This is a genomic window from Pseudomonas sp. GW823-FHT06E10 (genome assembly GCF_058794995.1).
Genome location: NZ_JBXAHJ010000009.1, coordinates 178,928 through 198,426, shown reverse-complemented (window position 1 = coordinate 198,426; position 19,499 = coordinate 178,928). Strand labels below are relative to the sequence as shown.

Genomic DNA, 19,499 nt, shown 5'->3' with positions numbered 1-19,499 from the left:
AAACCTGGAGGCTGATACCCAAGAAGTCGCGACGCGAAGGGAGAGCTGAAAGAATTCTGTGAGGAAGGAGAGCGCGCTGAACCATGATCATGAGAGGGGCTGTTGATGATCATGTTGTCGGTAAGATATCCCAGGCAGCATTTAATTTCTGATTGCCCGGGTTCGGCACAAGTTATACTTTTGAATCCGATAGGTCGTATAATTTAATCATGAGTTGTTGGAGCGGAGGTGTATAGGAAAGGATGATACTTCGCATGCTCATCTCTGTTACTAAAAGTTGATACTTGTGGGCTGACATAAAAGAATTTTTTACAGTCTTGAATGCCGAGTCGTTCAACCGGTTTTTAAGCTATAACCGGAAAAAATTAGCTAATCAGCATTTTTTGAGCGAAGCTCATCGATTTGTTTGAGTGAGACGAGCCCTGGATTTTTTGCCGGATGAAACATGGAATCATCTAGAATGAACTTTTTGCTTGAGACTAGCTGTCTAAAATAGCCTCGGGGGACATTTAGTATTGCCGCGGCCATCCCATAAGGGACATAATTTTTTAGAATTTTGCATACTTTTTCAGCGTTTTTTTCTGTGATGTGCCTACCGGTTCTAAATGTTTTGTAAGAAATTAGTTCGTTTTTAATAAAATATGCATAAAACATATTCTTTGAAATTGAAAATTTTTTGCAGATTGTGTTTACGCTTATACAGAACTCAGAATTTAAATCTTCTGTATCAAATCGAGGTTTTGGTGGCTGTGCTGTTGCGTGCTGATGTTTTATTAGAGAGTTTAAGGTGCGGGCGGAAATTCCGGTTCTGCTGTAGAAATGGTTTCTTCCAGAGTTTACCAAAGGGCCGTGTACTGGCATTATTCCAACAGACGAAAGGAATGGTGAAACTCTCATAGGCGATATATTTAGCTGCTTTGATAGTTCTGAAATTCGCAGATATTTTCTGGAGAAGTCTAACGCATCTTGCTTAGAAATAAGATAGCGTCCTTTGCTACCCTTATAATGGCAGGGGATGATTCGTTCTCTGATTAAATACATTATTTCCCCTGCGGAAATACCTAGCATTTTAGCGCATTCTGAATTTGTTAAGTAGTCTGAAGCTTCTGTCGGTGTTATTCGTAAGAGATTAAACCGTTTCGCGCTGTGAGTGGAGCAGGGATGACTTTGTTTTACGATGGAGAAAACTCGCTGTGAAAATGATTTGTTAATAATGATGGTCTCCTTAATGAAGTTGCATTCTTTGAGTTGAAGATGGTGCGTTGATATTGCATCATTAATCTCGCAGATTGGAATATTCCATTTGCGTGATAGATAGTGACTGCACACGTAACGCTGGTTAAAAGCATCAATCCTGGCTCGGCCAAATAGCAATTCTGAACCTTGTTGTATTTGCCGGATGTAGCGCTTTTTTAGACCCAAAAGGTTCGTGTTTAGCGCCAATATTTTAATCGACTGTTCCGGGATATCAGTCATGTATTTAACAGCGCTGATTGATAAAACGTGTTTGCGACGTAAATCTAAGGTCTTCTGACCAAGGTCGTCTCGAGGTTGTAGATCGGCAGTTACGGTTTTCTTCAACTGTATTGCCTCTTTGAGGTTGATTTTTGCTGCTCGACCATTTCCTTTAAATAAACAATACTGGTGTTTTAATGGATACCAAGCCCTTGCTGAGATCCCTATATACTTTATTAGATTTTTTATGGTTAGTGTAATTTCCGCTACAGAAGCTTTCTGCTCCATTGTTGTCAAAAGTAATTGCTGGCGGAGTGTAGCTGCGATAGTCTCGCTGAGTTCGGCTTTTATAAAAAACAAGATAAAATCAATTTCTTCTGCAGTACTGCTCGGTAGGCAACTATGGATTGAATTTATTATGTTTTCCACGTCTCCTTGGCTAAGCGCTATCGCTAAAGCGCGCCGAGCGCGTTTCACATTATCGTCGCAAGTGGAGGTTTCAAGCTCCAAATATGTAAGAATTCGTTGAATGGTAACTACTTGCTCGGTGTCACCTAGTTGAAATATTTTAAGTAAATATTTGTTTAGGCTATTTTCCGAGTTTGACAATTTCGGGCTAATCAAGCGTTCGCCGCATTTGCAAACGTCTGAGAGCTGAATTTTCCATTTTATTCTGTTGCCGCACGATGGGCAGTTAAATAAGAAAGCACAATTGTGGAAAGGACAGCCTGAGAATAGCTTTATGTCCTTTGGGAATTTTTCATACCCCTCCTTCCAGCATTGAGTACAGAGTGCAGAACCTTCGAACCTTAAGTTTGAATATCGAATCTCTATTCCATTGATTATCGCGTTTGAATGCTTGATAAGTGGGTGTATTGGTGAGTAAAAGTTGGCACTAATCTGCTCGGCATATTCCGGCGCGAAGGATTGAAGCGTCCTAGATATTACCGAGTTGGCCAGCAAAATATTACCGTAAGGTGATTGGTGTGTCGCTTTATTTAGGTAGGACAGTAGAGCACGGCAATGTTTGAACCCGTTTTCCTTGGCGGTACGCTGAATGGCGCTAATGGGGCTCTCGTCGGGTAAAGGAAAAGGTATGAAGGAAAGGTAGGAAATTTTCATTTGTCGCCGCTCGTTATTTCGACCAGGATATTTTTAGTGACCTCAAAAGGATTCCCCGCCGGCAAAATACAGTTGTCATGCCGTGTGATTTCAAAAGCATATGTAAAATCTTCACGCCGTAAGATTGCGTCTCCTCGATACAGTGAGAAGGAAAACGCATTCGACAAATGCAGCCTTATATCTTCCAATATTCCTCCGGATGCAACAAATAATGGAAGCGCAATTTCAGGCTCATGCAAATGGACGCCTTTCTCCAATTGCCCGATTTCATACATTTTTTTATCAAGTCCACGCAACACAATTTGAAAGTCAGAATTTTGATCTGTAAGTTCGAGTTGGAGGGGGTCGAGGCGGGCAAAAAAAGGAAATCGACGCCGAAGTATGCCTTTTTTGTAAAAAAAACCTTCAATGTCTGGCGTGCCAAGTATGACGAACGGGATGCCGGTACGATCTACAAGTCGTGCGACACAGTTCATCACATCAGTACATGCCTGTTCTGCTTTTTTGTCTGCAAGCATTTGAAACTCATCTAAAAATGCCACTTCCACCTTCTGTAGTAAAATCTGTCGGAGAGCGCGTTGAGTCAGTTCAAATGCATCCCCGGAATATGCTTCAAATTCCAGTGATTGCAAGAGAGCTTTGGCGAAGGATTTGATCGTCGCTTTGGTAGGAAGCCCACAGTACATTGTAGGTCGACTATTCCATATCCCGCGATCATCTTCCCCCGTACTCTGCGAGGGGTAAGTTGACATGATTTGGTGCGCCAATGTGCTCTTTCCACATCCAGACTCTCCTACAAGTACTACGCAAGACGGGATACCTCGCATTTGCGTGGCTTGAATAGATCGCATGACAGTCATGTAGGCAAGGTTATAGGCCTTGTAGTTGATGATCTGAGCCTCGAAAGTCTCTAGTTGCTTGCTAATATCAATCATTTTTCATAACCTCCGAGACGTCGCCTACAGCGGGCGCGGCGTACATACCAAAGAACTTCTCGTTATCGGTGGTCGGGCGGTGATGTCCAATGGACGGAGCAGTGCGAGTGGTCTCTGACGCAGGGCATGCCTGACCAATTTTTTCGTCCGTTTGTGCAGCTTTACGGCGCCCTCGTTTGTGTTCGTAGTCGTAGCGCTCCTGCATGATGCGAGTTCTGTGGTCGCGTGCCTCTTTGAAGTCGAGTCCCTTAGCTTCCTTATTTTGAGCGGCGTTTAACAGCAGATGCAGGTCTAGGGTGAGACCGTCCTGATAACTCATTTCACAGCCTTTGGCGCGGAACTCTTTTTCGGGGTAATCGGGGTGGGTAACCACCACTTCCCCGAGGTCGCTTGCGTCGTAAAAAATGGTGAGAAGCTGGTCCTTGGTACCCAGATCGTGGAGGTTTTTCAGCTCACCGCAGCTCCATTGAAGGTTTTTGAAACGGACTCTGCCTTCGACGAGTTTGGAGCTTGTTTGGCTCAAGAAGAGGCGGGACATGTCCTCGGAAGCGATCAGCCGCAAGGGCGGTTGCTGCTTTGCTAGCTTGGCCCACATTTTGTTTGGCGACGTGCCAATCCCGCGATGCCGACGCTTGTGATAGACATTTTCCAGCCAATCCTCGAAGCGTTTCTTAATGACCTCAAGGGTGTAGATCGCCTTTTTCTCTGAAGGATAATCGCCGCGCTCCTCGGGGCAGGAGAAGGTGGTACCGCGCAGCCTGTGTGTGAGCCCAGTCGTCAGCGTTTTGAACCAACGCTCTACGTAAGGTTTTTCGTTGGGGCGCCGAACCCGGCAGTATGTGATATTGGGCCCGAGCAAGGGGAAGAGACCATCAAGCGCATCTTTTTTGGTGTTCTCTGAGCCATTGTCCAGCCGGTATTCTTCGCCGACACCCACCCGGTGGAGGGAGTCCTTGAGTGCGCGGATCGTTTTCTGTGCCGAGGGGGGGTTGATCGAGATGTCCCAACCAATCACACGCCGAGACGCGACGTCCAGCAAGACGGTAAGCGCAGCTTTGCCGATGGTGTCCCCATGCTCATTGACCAGTTCGATATCCAGAGAATGAGTATCCCCTTCAATTCGCTGCAGGAGGCGATATTGACGCCTGAGCTTCACGCTCCATCGGCTGGCCTTGATTGCTTCCTGGGCGCCTTTTTGTTTCAGCAGACGGCGGAACTCACCATTTTCCTTGATCCGTCGACGGAGGGTGCTGTCGGACGGGATGATGAGCTGGTCAGTCGGCGGTCGAAGCGCGTTGTATGTTTCCAGCGCGGACTGGATCGCCCCAATAATGTCACTGACCGATTCGGGTTCCTCCATGTAGTAGTACTTGTCCAGGCACTCCTCGATCGTTTCTCGAGTGATCTCCGGCAGTCGCTCCCATTGATCCTTGTGTAGCTTTTTCAAGGGAATCAATGCGGTCACCGATTCATTGCGTTCCAGGTAGCGGTGCACCCAGTTGCGTAGTGTGTTGAAGCACGGCGGGCTGGTGTCACCGATGATGTCTTGCACCTCGGCGATCAGTGCTTTGCAGGCTTGCCTTGGCAACCGGCTATTGAATCGTTCGACGGCGGCTCGCACATATGCAATGCGGCGATCAAATGCCGCACGACTGTCCTGATTGAGGGCTGCCACGATCTGGTGGTATCGGCCAGAAAACGGAGCTTCACGCACCTGTACAAACCGTTGGCGTTTCGCCGCTTGCTCAAGGCGCTCGAGCTTCTGCAGGCGCATGTTCGATGGTTGCGTGCTGCTGTGCAGTTCAACGACTCCGCAGGACACGTTCGCGATCACGTAGACATGCCCGTTGTAGCGGTACTCCTCACCGACAATCAGTTCGAGGCCATCTGCTTCGTTGTTCATGACCGTGCACTCGTTAACGCGATGGCTGACGTGCGAGTGATGGGAAGACGCAGGTCGGCGGTTGCTCCTCCGTAGAAGAGTTGGTAGGCAATGTCGCTGAAATCAGCACCGGCGTCCAAGAGTTCCTGGACCGTGCAGCTGTTGTGATGCTTAAGGAGATCCAGCGCGAGGCTGGAGCCTTGTGCCTTGAAGCTGAAGGAATAGCTGTAGAGGTAGCGCCATTGAAGCAGTTCGCAGTAGCTGATGTTCGTATACGGCTGACAGGGGCAGAAGAGATAGCCCATCTCCCCGAACCAGTCTTCATGACGAACGAGCTGGTCTTCACAGCCGTCGGACATAAACCTGGCGGTTTCGAAAAAAACCAGCCCCAAATCATCGCCATAGGCACATACGGCAGGGGTGTACCGAAATGCCCGGCTGGGCTGAATCAACGTGTATGGGGTTGGCTGGTAGTAGCGGATGTCGCGTCTGCGTTCCAGCATTAGGCAGAAATCCAGCAGGGTGGGCGACATCCGTAAATGGTTGCCATTTTTCCTTGACTGGAACACCACCAATTGCTGAAAGGGCGATCCGCAGCGCCGTGGTTTGATTAGACGCACCTCCACGTCGCGGACAGACTCGGGTTGTCGAAAGAACAGTTCGGTCTTCATCGTTTGGTCCTCGCCGAGGGAAAACCTATCGCCTGGTTTCGTTGCCATTTCGGTCAACGCAACTCAGAAAGAAACAGGACAAGCGCAGTGAATGGCGCTTGTCCTCATTTCTGTCCTCACAGCCGCAAGCAACAGATGGCGGGATGGCCGTTTAAACGGCGGGACCTCTGACACGGAGCTGCGTTTGTCCCATTTCGCCAAAAACATTGCCTGACATTCGATGAGCACAGCGCACATCACAGGCCAGTCGTTTTGTTTGAACCCGACCTTCCAGTGCACCTACCTGCCCACATGGAGCCCAGCCGCAAGGATTGCGCAGTTTGTGTGGCGCTACTCATCAAGCTCGGGCGGCGACTGCTCTCCCGTTTGGTTTGCCTGCCGATCAAAAGGCTTGCTGCTTACGCCAGCGAGCAGCTTGACGATCGTTTGCTTGGCAGTGCGCCCGTTGGACATCGCAAAAAAGTAGTACTCGTCCATGAACAAGCACAATGTTTTGAGAGGCGGAATATTCAACTGCTGATCGCTAGGGCGAGAGAGGTTCATCGCCTGAATTTCTGCCTGCATCCGCCGGGCCAATTCAGACTTCGTCCCACCTGCTACGCAGTACTTGGACTCGAAATAATAGCCAACCAGGCGTTGAATTTCGGATGGTTGCTGCGCAAAGGACGCCCGAGATTTGCGCAGACGCTGGCCTTTGACCGGCTGTACGCGCACGTAGGCTGAAGCCGTGGTCTGGCGCTCCAGATCCTGCTTAGAAGGACGAGCAGCATATGAGCCGACGTTGGCCGCGAGTCGCCTTGTTCCAATGGGCCGCAACCAGACGCGACCATTGTGAATAACACACACTTCGTAGGGGATACCGTGGTACCCATACCAGCGCTTGAGATGGCACTGGCTCGAACGGCCGGTGGCATCGGTAGAGGACTTCGACAGCATTTCCGGCGACCTGATCGTCGCCTTGGCCAGCGTTCCATCATAAGAGACGCGTTGGTCGATCGGACAGTCGTGTAGCAGATCCCATGCCGTCGAGATGAAACAGCGCAGCCCAGGTTGGCCGTTTGCTTTTTCTAGGTTTGAAGTGATCTGCCGGGTCTCGATCAGAATGGTGGCAGATGGGCTGTGTTTACCCGTGGTATTTACGCTCATGATGCGAAGACTCCTTAAATAAAAGAACCTACTCATGCTCTCGGCTGATCAAAGCGCAGCCGTCGCCGTTGTGTCCCGCTGCACTCCCGCGGGGCGTGCCGTGAAGCGGCCGTTCAGGATCAGCTCCAGCACGCCGATCAGGGCCGGGTACCAGGCGACGCTGCACACCCTGCAGGCGCGGTGCACCGCCATGTTCGTTTACGAACTTGAGGTGCCATCATTGGTCGGGACGGAACGAGTTGCTCTGGATACAGGATGAAGGGCGCGCGCGATGGTGGTGGGGATGACTGGCAGTCGTCTCCGCTTCCCGAGTGCGAGCCATTCAACGCGTTGCTGCAATTGCTGCCCAAACTCACAGACCTGGGAGAAATTACCGCCTTTACCGTCACATCAATCATGTTCTTCTCCCATTGTTTAGCGCTGGAAGTGGCAACCAGATCGGGTTGTGCGGAGATTATTCGCCCCCTGTTTCCGGTAAGAAATGGCGTTTTGGCGAAAAATTTTAAAAAATATAACCCCAACAACGCGGTGAAATTCGCCATCTTGGCGTAGGTTTTTGTTCGTTTACGCCGATTCTGTCCAATGGTTAGCCTTTTCTGGCCGTCTTTACGTTTTGTGTATCCTTGCCACTACCTTGACAGCATCAAATTTTTTTTATGCGGTGCAAGCTATGCTGTTAGATAATTTTAACGCGCGGAGGACGGTCGAAGTGACCAGCCCCGTACATCGCCTCGCCCATCAACTCAGGGCGACTGTTTTTATCAATCAACTCATTTTCCTGGCTGGTATCAGTAGGACCCCCGCTGCGCTGGTGTGCTGGGGTGTAGCCTTCGAGGCGCGGCTGGGATTGATCGGACCTGACGGTGGGGAACCGGGTAAGTGGAGGAATTATCTCTGCGGGGTTTTGCCAAAAGGAGAGTTGCGCTCTGCCTTGATCAACGAATTTCCGGCACTGCAGGAGGTGTTGAACAACCCCCTCTGGGCGGTTCTGCACTTGCTAGAAGTGTCGAGCGATCATGGCAAGACATTGGTGATGCAGCTCAGACTGCATGGCAAGCCGCTGCACGGACTGCAACGCCCCCGCTTGCAGCGGCGCATCACGGCTGCCTATTGGCAGGATCTGGGATTCTGGTTGGTGATTCTGGCCGGTGGCCTGGACAAATACCGCTGGGCACGCGAGTTTGTGCAGGCGCGCTTCATCGTCTATCTCCATCTGATCTGTGTACAGCGCGAATTCGCCGGCGCCACAAAATGGCTGTATCCGCTGCTGGATTATCATTTCCGTGAGGGGCACTTGCCATCGATGGCGGGGTGGACGGTCAGTACCGAGAAATTTGCAAACGACGTTCGCCTGTTTCGCGGGCTTCCGCGCTGGTTGATGAAACGGGTGCACATCGAAGGTGAACTTGAGCTAGGTTATTTCTGCGCTGATCCCGAAGGGTTTGAGGCGGTGAGATGCGGCTACGGCTTGTACTGGGATGCCGATTGGAACCGGCGGGTGCTGACCTCTAAGGAACTGCGGTACTTGTCTCCACCGCTGCAAATCAGCCTTAAAGGAATACCTGCGGACGGTAAACGCCGGCGCCGAAGGGCAAGCGAGAAGAGGGCTGCTTGATCGGGCGGTCGCGCTGCGGGCGCTCTATCGATGACCGCTCGCAGGTACCTGGGCGCCAGTACCTTTGGGCCGGCGCGGCGGAAGGCGGGATGCCAATGGTCGGGCCCGCGGTCAATCGGGGCTAGTCGGCGCAGATCGAGTTAAACGCTCTACCAGCGTTTGTAGCTGACTGATGTGGAGTGCCCTGGCCCGCAGCTCGCGCTGGGTCTGCCGCAGTTTGAGCAACTGCTGTTTGGTCTTCTCGCGCAAGGCCGTCAGCTCGTGGGCGATGACCTGCAGCTGCCGCAGATCGCTCTGATGTTCGAGGTCGGCGGCCTGCACCTGCTCCTCGGCCGATTGCAGGGCCTGCTCCAGGCGGCGCGTCTCCTGATGCTGGCGCAGCTGTTCGCCGCTCATCCGCTCCAGATCACGGTACAGCTGGCTTAATTCTTCCTGTTTGCTGAGCAATTGGTCGCGGTTTGTCCGTGCCTCACGCTGCAAGTGCTGGAGTTGCTGATCGTGACGTTGGATTTCCTGTTCACGCTGGAGCAGGTGCTGTTCCCGATAGTGATCCAGGGCCTCCTGAGTCAGGCGGTGTTTACCCTCCAGGGAAACGATCTGCGCCGCCCGGTCTTCCAGCAGGCGCAGCTGTTGCTCATGGGCCTCCTGCAACCGCTGGCGTTCCAGCTCACACGCCTGTAACTGGCCGCTTAGGCTCTGCTCATGGATCAGGCCTGCCTGTCGGGCTTGCCCTAGGGCGGCGTGGGCCTGTTGCAGATGCTCCAGATGGGCCGCTTCCACTTCCCGTTGTTGCCGGGCCGCCAGTTGCTGGCGGTCGAAGGCCGCTCGCTCGGCCGCCAGCGCCTCTTCGGCTCGCTGTTGGACGCGCCCGGCTAGACTGCCAATATAGCGACTGATCTCTTCATCCAGCGGCATCTCCGGCGCCGGTACCTCGGCCTCTCCAAGCTCCTTGAGATAGCGCTGGATGGTGGTCTTCGAGCCGGTATTGCCCAACTCCACGCGTACGGCGTCGATGCTGGGGTGCAGGCCGCGGGCGAGCAGGGCGTTGCGTGCGATCTGCACCACTGCCTTATTGATACCGCCGCGTGCCATGGCCAGTCTCCTACGATTTCGTAGTGTTTTACGCAGTATGGAAGTACAGGTGTACAAATGCCTGGAATGCAACGGGCGGGGCGACGAAGTAGCTCTGGAGAATGCTGATTTCTCCAGAGTTATGCGGCACTTTTTCACGGTGGGGCTTTTTCGAGGTACGCGAGGAGGGGAATCCCATGACAGGCCCGGCGGATCGTTATTTAAGGCCCGTTCAGCGTGAAAGCACCCAGCGGCGCTATCAGGGCGTGCTGAGGTATTTCGAGCAGGGTTGGGGTGGTTGCTTGCCAGCGTCCGGCGACACGGTGGTGCGGTATCTGGCTGAACATGCCGAAATCCTGTCCAGCAGCACGCTGGGCCTGCACTTGGCCGCGCTCGCGCAGTGGCATCACAGTCACGGCTTTGACGATCCCACCAAAAGCGCAAAGGTACGCCAGGTTCTGCGCAACATCCGCGCGCAACACCCACGACTGGTCAAACAGGCCGAGCCTCTGTCGTTGATAGCGCTGGAACGCTGTGTCGCAGGCCTGCAGCAACAGATCGCCAGTGATCACCCGGTGGCACGCCTGCGGGCCTACCGTGATCAGGCGCTGATTCTGATGGGCTTTTGGCGGGCATTTCGCGCCGACGAGCTGTGTCGACTGCGGGTGGAGCACACTACGTTATGCCGGGGGAAACAGCTGGAGGTGTTTCTGGGTAGCAGCAAGACTGATCGAGAATTTCGCGGGCAGGTGGTTCTGTTGCCGGCATTGAAGCTTTTGTGTCCGGTGCAGGCCTACGAGGACTGGCTTTCGATCAGCGAACTGCAGGAGGGACCGGTATTTCGTCCCATCAATCAGTGGGGGCAAATCAGTACCCAAGGGCTCAAGCCCGATGGCGTGACCTATGTGCTGCGGGAGGCGTTTGCTTGCAGTGGTCTGGATGGTGATGCCTATACCGGGCATTCATTGCGCCGTGGATTTGCGACCTGGGCGAACAACGACAACTGGACCACCAAGCAACTGATGGACTATGTCGGCTGGCGGGATGTGAAGTCGGCCATGCGATACATTGATACCACCGCTCCCTTTGGAGACCTGCGCCGTTAGCAGTTGAGGTGGTTGCATCACCGTAAAACGCTCGCTGGCGAAGCTCTGCTGGATGGGCCTGATGGATCACGTCGACTGGCGTAGTGTGCGTATCGGCATACGTTATATCGATCTTGGCGGGGCCTTCGGTAATGGTGGCGCAACAAGTTCTCCGAGTTGAAATGACTGCGTGGCGACGATTTCACCGTGCGCTACAAACTACGTTCGTACGGCTGTATAACGTGGTTATTCGACAGGTGAAGTCAGCGATTCAACAGGTTTGAGAAAGCAAGATTCTCAAACCCCGGAGCGTTTTTTGGGCGAGAGCCATGGTTGACGGTACGTCTAGGAGACGCGTGGCCCACCCTGATCAACGTGAGTGGCACCTTTGGAGCAATGAGCGTGGGTTCGGGCGGAGTCCCAAGGCTGTCCGCTCATGTCTCAAGGCCTGTCGGGAGTAGACGTTTGTGATTCACTTCGAGAGTCGTGATGAAAGGTAAGCGCAAAGTCAAAACGACAAAATGGCAGGTCGCTGAGCATTTCAAGGCCGCGGCGCAGGCGGCGCTCAGGGCGCGCTCGGCGTGTGCGAATCGATTCTTGGACGCCGCCCTGTCGGCGGGTAGAGACTTGGAACCGGTCGGATTGCTGGCGGGAATCCACCGTCCTGTCACTGCAGGCAAGGCTGTTTCACCAGCAGATGGGTTTACCCGGCCGCCGTCACACACCGGCTTGCCGCCCAAGCGACCTCCGGACTAGCCAAGCAGTATCCCCGCCACCTCTTCTTCCGCCGCGCGGCGCACGCGCTGCGGTGACGATCGCAGCAGGTCTTGGGGGCGATTGCCGGCCAAGAAGTGATTGCTCGAGGCGAACCAGAACGCCATGCCCCAGCCGTCCTTTTTTTCGCGCAGCACTTTGACCACTGCGGCGAATTCGGCGATGGGCCGCGGTTCCGTTGCGTCGCCAAACGCGAACGCTGGAAAGTACTCCTGGCTCCGGTCGTTCACGCTGATGAGACGGCCGTCGCGCAGCCACGCCCGGAGGCCGGCGGCGAGCGCTGCAGGTTCGAGCCCGGTGAGTTGGGACAAGCCCGCCGCGGTCACCCAGTCGCCGTCTTGCAGGATCAACTGCCGCGCCTCTGCCAGCATGACCGCCTCCCTGAATAAGGTGCGCGGGTTCAGCGTGCGGGGCGCGCTGAGGCTTGAGGCAGGCACCTCTGTATCGGCCGCTGCCTGGGGCAGGGCACCGAGAAACACACGGTTCAAGACCTCGAGGCAATCGAGGTAGACGTCTGCTGTGTGCCCGCTCATTGCCGGCAGCTCAATGTGGAGCTGGATCCCGTCCGGCTGTTCAGACGCCGGCGTGTAGCCGTCTGATCCGCGGCGGACCTCGATTTTCTTTGCTGACATGCTGCCTCCTTCAAGAGCGGCGTTGAGGCTTGCCCACCTATTGAACGATAGGCGGTTTGTCGTGCAAGGTGCATTTGCGCTGAGGCAATGTCGACCAAGGCCGAAGCGGGGAATCAGTGGGTGGCGGCACTCGGATCCTGTCGTCAGCCGGTGTGAGGTCGGTCTGCCCCTACCGCTGACGCCGCCAGCGCTGGTGCGCACGAGGGAATCACCCAGGCCAACGAGCTGAGCCTTCAGCGATCGCTCGTTCTCTTCGCCGGGAAACCGTCTATGGATGTTACTGCTTCGGTCGCGCCCACCGACGGTCTTTTGGTCTCCATCCGACTGACGTCGCTGTTATCGATCTAGGCGTCTCCGTCTGCTGTCGCGGTCGAGCTGATCTGGCGGCCCGTTAGTCCAGGCTGCCTACGCCATCCTTACACCCTGTGGCTCGGACACTTGCCTATTGGCCACTTCGCAGGCGCATGATGGTCGACTCGCAAGGGGAGGGTGTTTCGACGGCGTTGGGCTTGCCGGGAGCTATTGTGTGGCGTGGCCATGCGGCATTTTATACGCTTGGGAGGCGCGCGAAAAAATGTGAAGTCCTTGAGTCTTACGTCTGTTACTCGTAGGTCGGTAAGCCTTGTAGTTGCAGAAGCGCGGTCGGAAAAAGATGTGAGATAACAAGTGAAAGGTGTAGTGGTTTCGACCTCCGTGCTTTCGGCGAAACTCCACCCAACGCGAAGGTTCGTTTCAGCGCCACCCTCGTACGAAACCAATGCGGGTTTTCCAGCAGTCTGCGCGGAAGCCCGGCCATCGTGCGACCAACCACTGCATTGAGCTAATGCCTAGGATTTTAGGCGCAACGCCAGATTTACCCCTGTAACGCCTAGAATTTTAGGCGTTATCAGTCCTCAAATTGGGAGGGCTCGTGTTGGGCCGTGCCGTCGGTGTACTCAGGTCGCAGCATGGAGTGAAAAGGCTAATCTATATCGAGATCTAGTCAGGGGTATCGGCCATGCGCATCACCTACAGCAAAAGCCAGGCTCGCCGTCGGATGCGTCGGTTGCTGGTGTTAGTTGCGCAAGGGCATACGTTCGTCATCACCCAGCAGGGGCAAGCGGCTTGCTTGCTGGTACAGGTCGAAGCACAAGGGCGTACATGAAAAAGTGACTCGACAATCCTTAACCCACCAACGGGCTGCGTCTCGGGGCAGCGCCCCCCCTCCGCTGTGCGTAAGTTCATCAACTATCAACAGTCTTGCAGGTGTAGTTTTGAGGGAATGCCCATCGAATCTTGAGGACAAGAGCCAAGAAGGGCACACACCGATTTTGATAGGCGGCGTTGCCCGTCTGGCCGACAGCCAATTGGGCGGCTGACGGGTGAGGAGCATCGCTTTCCCCCCACTCAACCATAGGGCATCCCATCTCGTGCAAAACCCTGACCTTGAACAGCTACTCACCCAGACCATCGAGGTCGTTGTTCGCGCCGGCCAACTGCTGATTGCCGAGTGGGTGAGAATGGACGGACCACGGGGTCAGGGTGACAAGGCCGCCGTCGACGTAGAAATCGAACAGCTATTACATCAACACCTGCTGAAGCTTCTTCCTTGCGACTTTTGGGGAGAGGAAACCGGACATCGTCTGACCGGCCATCCATGGTGCTGGGTCGTTGACCCAAACGACGGGACCGCGGACTTTCTTAAGGGGCTCAAGGGCTCAGCCCTTTCCATCGGTCTGTTGTACATGCAAACGCCGGTATTAGGTGTGGTGCATGCTCCCGTCACCGTTGAAGGCGTGCCTGATTGCATTGCCTGGGCAGAAGGCATGGCCGAGGTGAGCCGCAATGGACGGCCGGTCAAAACACGGCTTACTGCCAAAACGTTGTCGAGCGACGAGTTCGTGATGGTCAGTGCGGCGGCGATCAGTAAACCTGCACTCAACAGCGAGCTCTGCCAACCCAGCACCTTTGTGGCCATGCCTTCCATTGCCTATCGGCTCGCCAAAGTCGCCGCCGGGGAGGGTGTTTGCGGTGTTTCGCTCTATCCGGTATCCGCGCATGACGTTGTCGCGGGCCATGCACTCTTGAGAGGAGCAGGCGGCGTTTTATTCGATGAGCGAGGGCAAACGATTGCATACGCTACTGAGGCCAATATGCAAACGGTCTCACAACGCTGCTTCGGTGGTTCAGTGTCGGCGTGCCGCAGCTTGCTAGCCCGTGAATGGGATCGTATTTTCACGGAAACCTGCAACTGATCCGTTGCCCGAGTCATTCAAGCAGTGGCAACCGCTTACGTTTGTCCTCTTCAACCGCGCACAGTCCGCAAGCGCCAGACTGTAAATCTCTCGAATTGAATGTCCATCCTCGCTAGCGGTTGTGCTCTTCAGGACAGGCGCGTCTTCGGCGAACATTTGAACCCATTCGGCGTTTTCGCTTTAGACCACATGTAAATGTCCGAACTGGAGGCGTCGGCTATCCAGCCGATGATGCTTTCATGCGCGCCGAAAACTCGGGCGTCGAATTGCCGCGACTCTTCTCTCGAGACAAGCGAGAAAGCCCTTCACTACCCCATGCGAATAGCGCTGACGAATGATGCTTTTTACGTCGTATACGGGATCAAAATGCAATGCCTTCCGCTACCTGAATCAGCATCTCCTCAACTAGACGAGTGCCCTGGAGTGTAGAGAGCATCGCAAATGGGGCCTTTCCCAAGAAACGATCCTTGGGTTTAGAGAGCCAACGCTTCGCCTTCTCGTCACTCCCGAAGAGTGTCACGGCTATGGCGATGATGTGCGCAAATCGGAACACCCGATCACTCTCGTGCACCGTGAGCCGCTGACGTGTTGCCAACCGAGTTTTGAGGGTTCTGAGCGGAGTAATCTGATTGCGCTCTGATGGACCGATCAAGCCTGTATCGCAGAGAACTATGACGCTATCAGCCAAGAAGCCAGCCTCAATGAGCTCGTGGATATCCTGCTCTGACGCGTTGGTGGGAATATGAAGGATAAGCTCCAGCCGAACTCGATAATCACGGTAAGCATCTTTGCGCATAACGCTAGCAATCATGGTGGGGCCCATTTGGAATGGCTGCAGTTATTATAAAGAGCATTCTGGCAAACTCGTCAGGTACCGACCGATTGTTGCTAACCTCTTACGTCTCGAAAAAGCAGTTTTATACGGGCTCCAATTGAACCTGGCGTCTCGCTGGTACTGCGATTTGATCCCTGAAAATATAGCCCTCCCATTCGTTACGCCGCGGCTTTGCGACCTGGGCCAGCCGTAATCAATGGAGCCCGAAAGCCCTGATGGAGTACGTCGGCTGGCGTGACGTGCACAGCGCCCTGCGCTACGTGGAGGCCGACGCGCCGTTCGGTGACTGGGGCGTCACCCGGCTGACGATTTCGTACTGCGCTACGGCCTACGTTATTACAGCTGCACAATCTAGCCAATTTAGCCTTGAAGTGAGCGATTCAACAGGTGTGAGAAACCAAGATTCTCAAACGTGAGAGGGTTTTTTGGGAAATATTCGGCTTATTAGTGGTATGCGAGGAGGATGTGTGGCGTGACGGCCCCAGTGGATCGGTACTTGAAGGCGGCGCGACGGGCGAGTACGCAACGTCGCTACCTCAGTGCGCTTGAGCATTTTGAAGGGACATGGCAGGGGCTATTGCCCGCTTCCAGCGAAAGTGTCGCGCGCTATCTGGCTACCTATGCTGAGCAGCTATCCAGTTCTACCCTGCATACTCACTTGGCCGCCCTGGCTCAGTGGCATAAGCGCCATGGATTTGTGGATCCGACCAAAGAGCCGCGGGTGCGTGATGTGCTGCGCGGGATTCGCGCCGAGCATCCCCAGCCGGTAAAACGGGCAGAGGCGCTGCAACTGCAGGCGCTGGAGGAGTGCATCACCGGGTTACATGAGCAGGCCAGCTCCACTGTTGCCGCAGAACGACTGCGCGCCTGTCGGGACCAGGCGCTCATCTTGCTCGGTTTTTGGCGAGCGTTTCGCAGCGACGATCTGTGCCAGCTACGCGTCGAGCACATCAAAGTCGAAACGGGAGCAAGCTTGGAAATCTTCCTCGTCAGTGACAAAACCGATCGTGATCATCAAGGACGGACAGTCATGGTGCCCGCGCTGAAGCGTCTGTGTCCGGTGGCGGCGTACGAGGCCTGGTTGGCGGCCAGCGGTCTGCAGCAAGGACCAGTGTTCCGGGCCATTGACCGTTGGGGGCATGTCAGTGCAGAGGGACTGAATGCGAACAGTATGTCGCGGCTTTTACGTATGGCTTTTGCCCGCAATGGCCTGGATGGGGAAGGTTACAGTGGGCATTCGCTGCGCCGCGGTTTTGCTACCTGGGCCAATCGTAACGAGTGGGGGGCTAAGGCCTTGATGGATTATGTCGGTTGGCGAGACGTTCATTCAGCGATGCGCTATATCGACACGACCGCACCTTTTGGCAAATGGCGACGCTAAGTGCTGATGGATTATGTCGGTTGGCTGGGGGCGCAGCCGGCATGGCGGTCCATCGACAGCAACGTCCCGTTCGGAAAGTGACATCGGTAAGCAGTGCCCTGCCTAATATCCGTCCACCCGAGATGAACGTTTTCGCTCTCGTTGGCTGAGGCGAGGCGAAGTATATTAGCGTCGAGAGTCTTGCATCGGATTTAGACACTTGGAGCGTTTCACGGCATGTCGAATCCCCCACGCAATCACCATTTCATCCCTCAGCATTTCCTGAAAGCTTGGCAGCATGCGAGTGGAAAAGTTTTCCGTTATCGTCGCTTACTTCACAGCGGGGTAATGGAGATCAAGCCGGTCTCCATCAAATACACGGCTTCTATCGAAGATCTGTATCGTATCGACTTTCCCGATGGCGGCTTTGAGGTCGAAACCAGCCACATCACTCCGCTGATTGATGAGACCGGTCACAAGATCATCGAAAAGGCACGGGGAAGTCTCGTCCAGGATTGGGGGTTGTCTGATCGCCGACAGCTGGCGAATACCTTGACGTTACTGGAGGCTCGACACCCTGCGGTGCTCATGGATGTTCGTTCGGAACTGGACCTCTTGCGCCAGAGAATGAAAGCCGAACGGCGCTTCTCGCAGGAGTCGATTGATGAGGTCATCCATTATTTTCAGGCAAGCGACTCGCTCGGCGTGGTTTCGTTGGTCTTGCTCACCCAAAACGAGATCCTACCCTTGCTTGAGCAACCGTTTTCGGACGGCTTGGTCCAGGCGAACCTGCGCGAGTATAGCCATGAGCGCTTGAGCTTGCTCTGCTCGGATTATCCGACCTCCCGCTGGGGCGATTACTTGAAGAAGTTGTTGTTCATCATTGCCATCAGTCCGCACAAGGCCTTGGTCTTTTCCAACAGCTCCAATATCGCAGTGTTTGATCTATTGAAGCCGCCTGCGCGGGCTCGGCTGATTAACCTTTATACCTTGGGTAAAGCGCAGACCGCGTACTACTGTGATGATGCGCAAGGTGACTTTGTCAGCGCTCATCTCGGCTGGGCACTGACCCGCCCGACTCTTGCCGAGCAGCGTCAGTACGTCGTGGATTTTTTGAAGGCAGAAGATGCCTGGCATCGTTAGTGATATTTAGGGTGCACCTGTTCCGAGATGCACCCCAACTCGTTAAGGGGGATGGCTTACTGGGTTAGTCCGCCGAGGGCCGCGTCGCCGCTGTTGGGTGCAGGCGCTCGAGCAGCGGTGTGATTAGCTGCTTTGGAGAGGGAATCGGTTCGCCGATCTGCCTTGGCTCGGCGCCATTCTCCTGTGTACGAACGGTGAATATGACACTTTTATCCGCTTGAGCCATGGCAAACACGGCAAATCCATTTTCCAACGGGGGGATGACCTCGCCGGGCCTGACCCCGGGTAAAGCGGCGCTGGGTAGAAATCACTTTTTAAGGCAATGATCCGGACCAGGGTATAAAGCCGTGGTTGAACAACCTGATCGCGGTTTTGCGCGCCCTCGGCGAGTTGGAGCGCTTGAGTTCGCTGCTGGAAGACGTCAGGCCCAGTCCTATACAAATCATACGTATGGAAGGCGAGAAGCGTCAGCGCGCATCTGGTCGCCGAAGTGCGCAGGGTGAGTCCAAGGAGGCTGGCTCGAGCGCAGGCAAACACAGTGATTGGTGATTGCCGAGTTCACATCGCCTGAGAAACAGCGCGCCCTTCACATTGCCAAGGGCGCTCATCAATTCCTATTTCCGATCCTCAACTGCTTGGCAAAGGAGGCGGCGGCCGTTGACGGTCACATTTACAAGCCGTTTTTCGCCGATTTTATGTCCAGAAGATTGATGGTCTTGATCTTGTCTGGGTGGATCACGATCGTCAGTTTGGCAGGGTACTTAAATCGCATTTCACTGATCCGGAATGTCCATAACATGATCTTAAGCAAGTCTTCATCACTGATGTTTTTGTGCTCTTTGATTCGCGTAATGCCTGACCCGAAAATGGGAGTGGAGACGCTTTGTTGAGCGTACACTTTATTAATTTTATCCCAGAAGTTGATCAGAAACTCCAGGTACTCGGACATGGTCAGCATTGCCCGATTTTGATCATCAAACTTTGAAAAGGCTGTGAGTATGAAATCATCGTAGACACAGAGTGTGCCAATTTTATATTTTTGCAGTTTTCCAACTCGTCTGGCAGTGTTTAAATCACCCAGTTCGTCATGGTCAAAAGAGTACGATTCTAGGTGGTGATCGAGTTTGGCAAGCGTGCCCGGCAGGTGTAAGTTAATAAACACCCCATTTAAGGAGTGAGCCGATATGATGCGATCATCGACGATGGTGTCAAAGTACTCGTTGAATGCAATGACTTTTAGTCCTGGCTCCAAAAATAAGTCGCCTGCCTTCACCGTGACTTTGCTGCCTTCAATGTCTAAATCCACGCTTTTGAGCTGATTCGCTCTGTGCCACAACCAGACGTAAACTACAATTAATAGGCCGATAAAAATAGCGCCCGCCAATGCCTTCATCTGTGAAGGGATTTCCACGAAAATCAATGCGAGGGACAATACGGTGCTGGTGGTGGAAATCCGTTCCTTAAAGTTTTTCATCAACTGACTGTCAAAAAAACGAACCTTGCGCAAGCTATTCTCCTTGTTGTATGGGTGTGTCATTG

The 19,499-nt window shown here is 53.9% G+C and carries 16 protein-coding genes and 1 pseudogene; 8 read left to right on the top strand and 9 right to left on the bottom strand.

Annotated elements, in window-relative coordinates:
* Positions 1-369 precede the first annotated feature (369 nt).
* The 5 genes from AC1Q6Y_RS16790 to AC1Q6Y_RS16770 form a co-directional block, all read right to left on the bottom strand.
* Positions 370-2,577: a helix-turn-helix domain-containing protein gene (locus AC1Q6Y_RS16790; RefSeq protein WP_492624819.1), complete on the bottom strand. Its 2,208-nt coding sequence runs from the start codon at positions 2,575-2,577 to the stop codon at positions 370-372.
* Positions 2,574-3,512, bottom strand: a complete 939-nt coding sequence (locus tag AC1Q6Y_RS16785; protein ID WP_057715173.1) for a TniB family NTP-binding protein — start codon at positions 3,510-3,512, stop codon at positions 2,574-2,576. The genes AC1Q6Y_RS16790 and AC1Q6Y_RS16785 overlap by 4 nt, the downstream gene beginning before the upstream one ends.
* Positions 3,505-5,415, bottom strand: coding sequence for a TnsB C-terminal domain-containing protein (locus tag AC1Q6Y_RS16780; protein ID WP_057715172.1), 1,911 nt, complete (start codon positions 5,413-5,415; stop codon positions 3,505-3,507). The genes AC1Q6Y_RS16785 and AC1Q6Y_RS16780 overlap by 8 nt, the downstream gene beginning before the upstream one ends.
* Complete coding sequence (locus AC1Q6Y_RS16775; RefSeq protein ID WP_131726874.1) at positions 5,412-6,065, bottom strand: hypothetical protein; 654 nt, start codon at positions 6,063-6,065, stop codon at positions 5,412-5,414. The genes AC1Q6Y_RS16780 and AC1Q6Y_RS16775 overlap by 4 nt, the downstream gene beginning before the upstream one ends.
* 330 nt (positions 6,066-6,395) lie before the next feature.
* Positions 6,396-7,211: a hypothetical protein gene (locus tag AC1Q6Y_RS16770; RefSeq protein ID WP_057715170.1), complete on the bottom strand. Its 816-nt coding sequence runs from the start codon at positions 7,209-7,211 to the stop codon at positions 6,396-6,398.
* A 255-nt stretch (positions 7,212-7,466) separates the two neighbouring features.
* Between AC1Q6Y_RS16770 and AC1Q6Y_RS16765 the strand changes: the two genes are divergently transcribed.
* The gene (locus AC1Q6Y_RS16765; RefSeq protein ID WP_057715168.1) at positions 7,467-7,763 is read left to right on the top strand and encodes a hypothetical protein; all 297 of its coding nucleotides are present in this window, start codon (positions 7,467-7,469) and stop codon (positions 7,761-7,763) included.
* A 118-nt stretch (positions 7,764-7,881) separates the two neighbouring features.
* A complete protein-coding gene (locus tag AC1Q6Y_RS16760) occupies positions 7,882-8,826 on the top strand; it encodes a hypothetical protein (protein WP_057715167.1) in 945 nt (314 codons plus the stop codon).
* A 111-nt stretch (positions 8,827-8,937) separates the two neighbouring features.
* Here AC1Q6Y_RS16760 and AC1Q6Y_RS16755 read toward each other — a convergent pair whose 3' ends face one another.
* Complete coding sequence (locus AC1Q6Y_RS16755) at positions 8,938-9,918, bottom strand: DNA-binding protein (protein WP_057715166.1); 981 nt, start codon at positions 9,916-9,918, stop codon at positions 8,938-8,940.
* A gap of 176 nt (positions 9,919-10,094) precedes the next feature.
* Here AC1Q6Y_RS16755 and AC1Q6Y_RS16750 point away from each other — a divergent pair, with 176 nt between their 5' ends.
* Positions 10,095-11,003 (top strand): site-specific integrase, encoded by a 909-nt coding sequence (locus AC1Q6Y_RS16750; RefSeq protein WP_057715165.1) that lies wholly within the window; start codon positions 10,095-10,097, stop codon positions 11,001-11,003.
* A 731-nt stretch (positions 11,004-11,734) separates the two neighbouring features.
* Here AC1Q6Y_RS16750 and AC1Q6Y_RS16745 read toward each other — a convergent pair.
* Positions 11,735-12,388 (bottom strand): hypothetical protein, encoded by a 654-nt coding sequence (locus AC1Q6Y_RS16745; protein WP_057715164.1) that lies wholly within the window; start codon positions 12,386-12,388, stop codon positions 11,735-11,737.
* A gap of 997 nt (positions 12,389-13,385) precedes the next feature.
* Between AC1Q6Y_RS16745 and AC1Q6Y_RS16740 the strand changes: the two genes are divergently transcribed.
* Positions 13,386-13,532: a hypothetical protein gene (locus tag AC1Q6Y_RS16740; RefSeq protein WP_198530243.1), complete on the top strand. Its 147-nt coding sequence runs from the start codon at positions 13,386-13,388 to the stop codon at positions 13,530-13,532.
* Positions 13,533-13,797: 265 nt separating this feature from the next.
* Positions 13,798-14,622, top strand: coding sequence for an inositol monophosphatase family protein (locus AC1Q6Y_RS16735; RefSeq protein WP_057715163.1), 825 nt, complete (start codon positions 13,798-13,800; stop codon positions 14,620-14,622).
* Between the two features lie 361 nt (positions 14,623-14,983).
* Here the strand turns inward: AC1Q6Y_RS16735 and AC1Q6Y_RS16730 are convergent, their stop codons facing one another.
* Positions 14,984-15,433 (bottom strand): Xre family toxin-antitoxin system antitoxin, encoded by a 450-nt coding sequence (locus AC1Q6Y_RS16730; protein WP_057716623.1) that lies wholly within the window; start codon positions 15,431-15,433, stop codon positions 14,984-14,986.
* A gap of 185 nt (positions 15,434-15,618) precedes the next feature.
* On the opposite strand from AC1Q6Y_RS16730, the pseudogene AC1Q6Y_RS16725 reads away from it, so the two are divergent.
* The 3 genes and pseudogenes from AC1Q6Y_RS16725 to AC1Q6Y_RS16715 form a co-directional block, all read left to right on the top strand.
* Positions 15,619-15,873, top strand: a pseudogene (locus AC1Q6Y_RS16725) (hypothetical protein); the annotation flags it as partial.
* Positions 15,874-15,953: 80 nt separating this feature from the next.
* Complete coding sequence (locus AC1Q6Y_RS16720) at positions 15,954-16,838, top strand: site-specific integrase (protein ID WP_131726872.1); 885 nt, start codon at positions 15,954-15,956, stop codon at positions 16,836-16,838.
* 216 nt (positions 16,839-17,054) lie between these two features.
* The gene (locus AC1Q6Y_RS16715; protein WP_079246761.1) at positions 17,055-17,960 is read left to right on the top strand and encodes a DUF4238 domain-containing protein; all 906 of its coding nucleotides are present in this window, start codon (positions 17,055-17,057) and stop codon (positions 17,958-17,960) included.
* 670 nt (positions 17,961-18,630) lie between these two features.
* Here AC1Q6Y_RS16715 and AC1Q6Y_RS16710 read toward each other — a convergent pair.
* Positions 18,631-19,467: a macro domain-containing protein gene (locus AC1Q6Y_RS16710; RefSeq protein WP_241781141.1), complete on the bottom strand. Its 837-nt coding sequence runs from the start codon at positions 19,465-19,467 to the stop codon at positions 18,631-18,633.
* Positions 19,468-19,499: the final 32 nt, after the last annotated feature.

Excerpts from the sequence above, each read along its gene's own strand:
- AC1Q6Y_RS16790 (WP_492624819.1), bottom strand. The coding sequence starts at position 2,577 with ATGAAAATTTCCTACCTTTCCTTCATACCTTTTCCTTTACCCGACGAG.
- AC1Q6Y_RS16785 (WP_057715173.1), bottom strand. The coding sequence starts at position 3,512 with ATGATTGATATTAGCAAGCAACTAGAGACTTTCGAGGCTCAGATCATC.
- AC1Q6Y_RS16780 (WP_057715172.1), bottom strand. The coding sequence starts at position 5,415 with ATGAACAACGAAGCAGATGGCCTCGAACTGATTGTCGGTGAGGAGTAC.
- AC1Q6Y_RS16775 (WP_131726874.1), bottom strand. The coding sequence starts at position 6,065 with ATGAAGACCGAACTGTTCTTTCGACAACCCGAGTCTGTCCGCGACGTG.
- AC1Q6Y_RS16770 (WP_057715170.1), bottom strand. The coding sequence starts at position 7,211 with ATGAGCGTAAATACCACGGGTAAACACAGCCCATCTGCCACCATTCTG.
- AC1Q6Y_RS16765 (WP_057715168.1), top strand. The coding sequence starts at position 7,467 with ATGAAGGGCGCGCGCGATGGTGGTGGGGATGACTGGCAGTCGTCTCCG.
- AC1Q6Y_RS16760 (WP_057715167.1), top strand. The coding sequence starts at position 7,882 with ATGCTGTTAGATAATTTTAACGCGCGGAGGACGGTCGAAGTGACCAGC.
- AC1Q6Y_RS16755 (WP_057715166.1), bottom strand. The coding sequence starts at position 9,918 with ATGGCACGCGGCGGTATCAATAAGGCAGTGGTGCAGATCGCACGCAAC.
- AC1Q6Y_RS16750 (WP_057715165.1), top strand. The coding sequence starts at position 10,095 with ATGACAGGCCCGGCGGATCGTTATTTAAGGCCCGTTCAGCGTGAAAGC.
- AC1Q6Y_RS16745 (WP_057715164.1), bottom strand. The coding sequence starts at position 12,388 with ATGTCAGCAAAGAAAATCGAGGTCCGCCGCGGATCAGACGGCTACACG.
- AC1Q6Y_RS16740 (WP_198530243.1), top strand. The coding sequence starts at position 13,386 with ATGCGCATCACCTACAGCAAAAGCCAGGCTCGCCGTCGGATGCGTCGG.
- AC1Q6Y_RS16730 (WP_057716623.1), bottom strand. The coding sequence starts at position 15,433 with ATGATTGCTAGCGTTATGCGCAAAGATGCTTACCGTGATTATCGAGTT.
- AC1Q6Y_RS16715 (WP_079246761.1), top strand. The coding sequence starts at position 17,055 with ATGTCGAATCCCCCACGCAATCACCATTTCATCCCTCAGCATTTCCTG.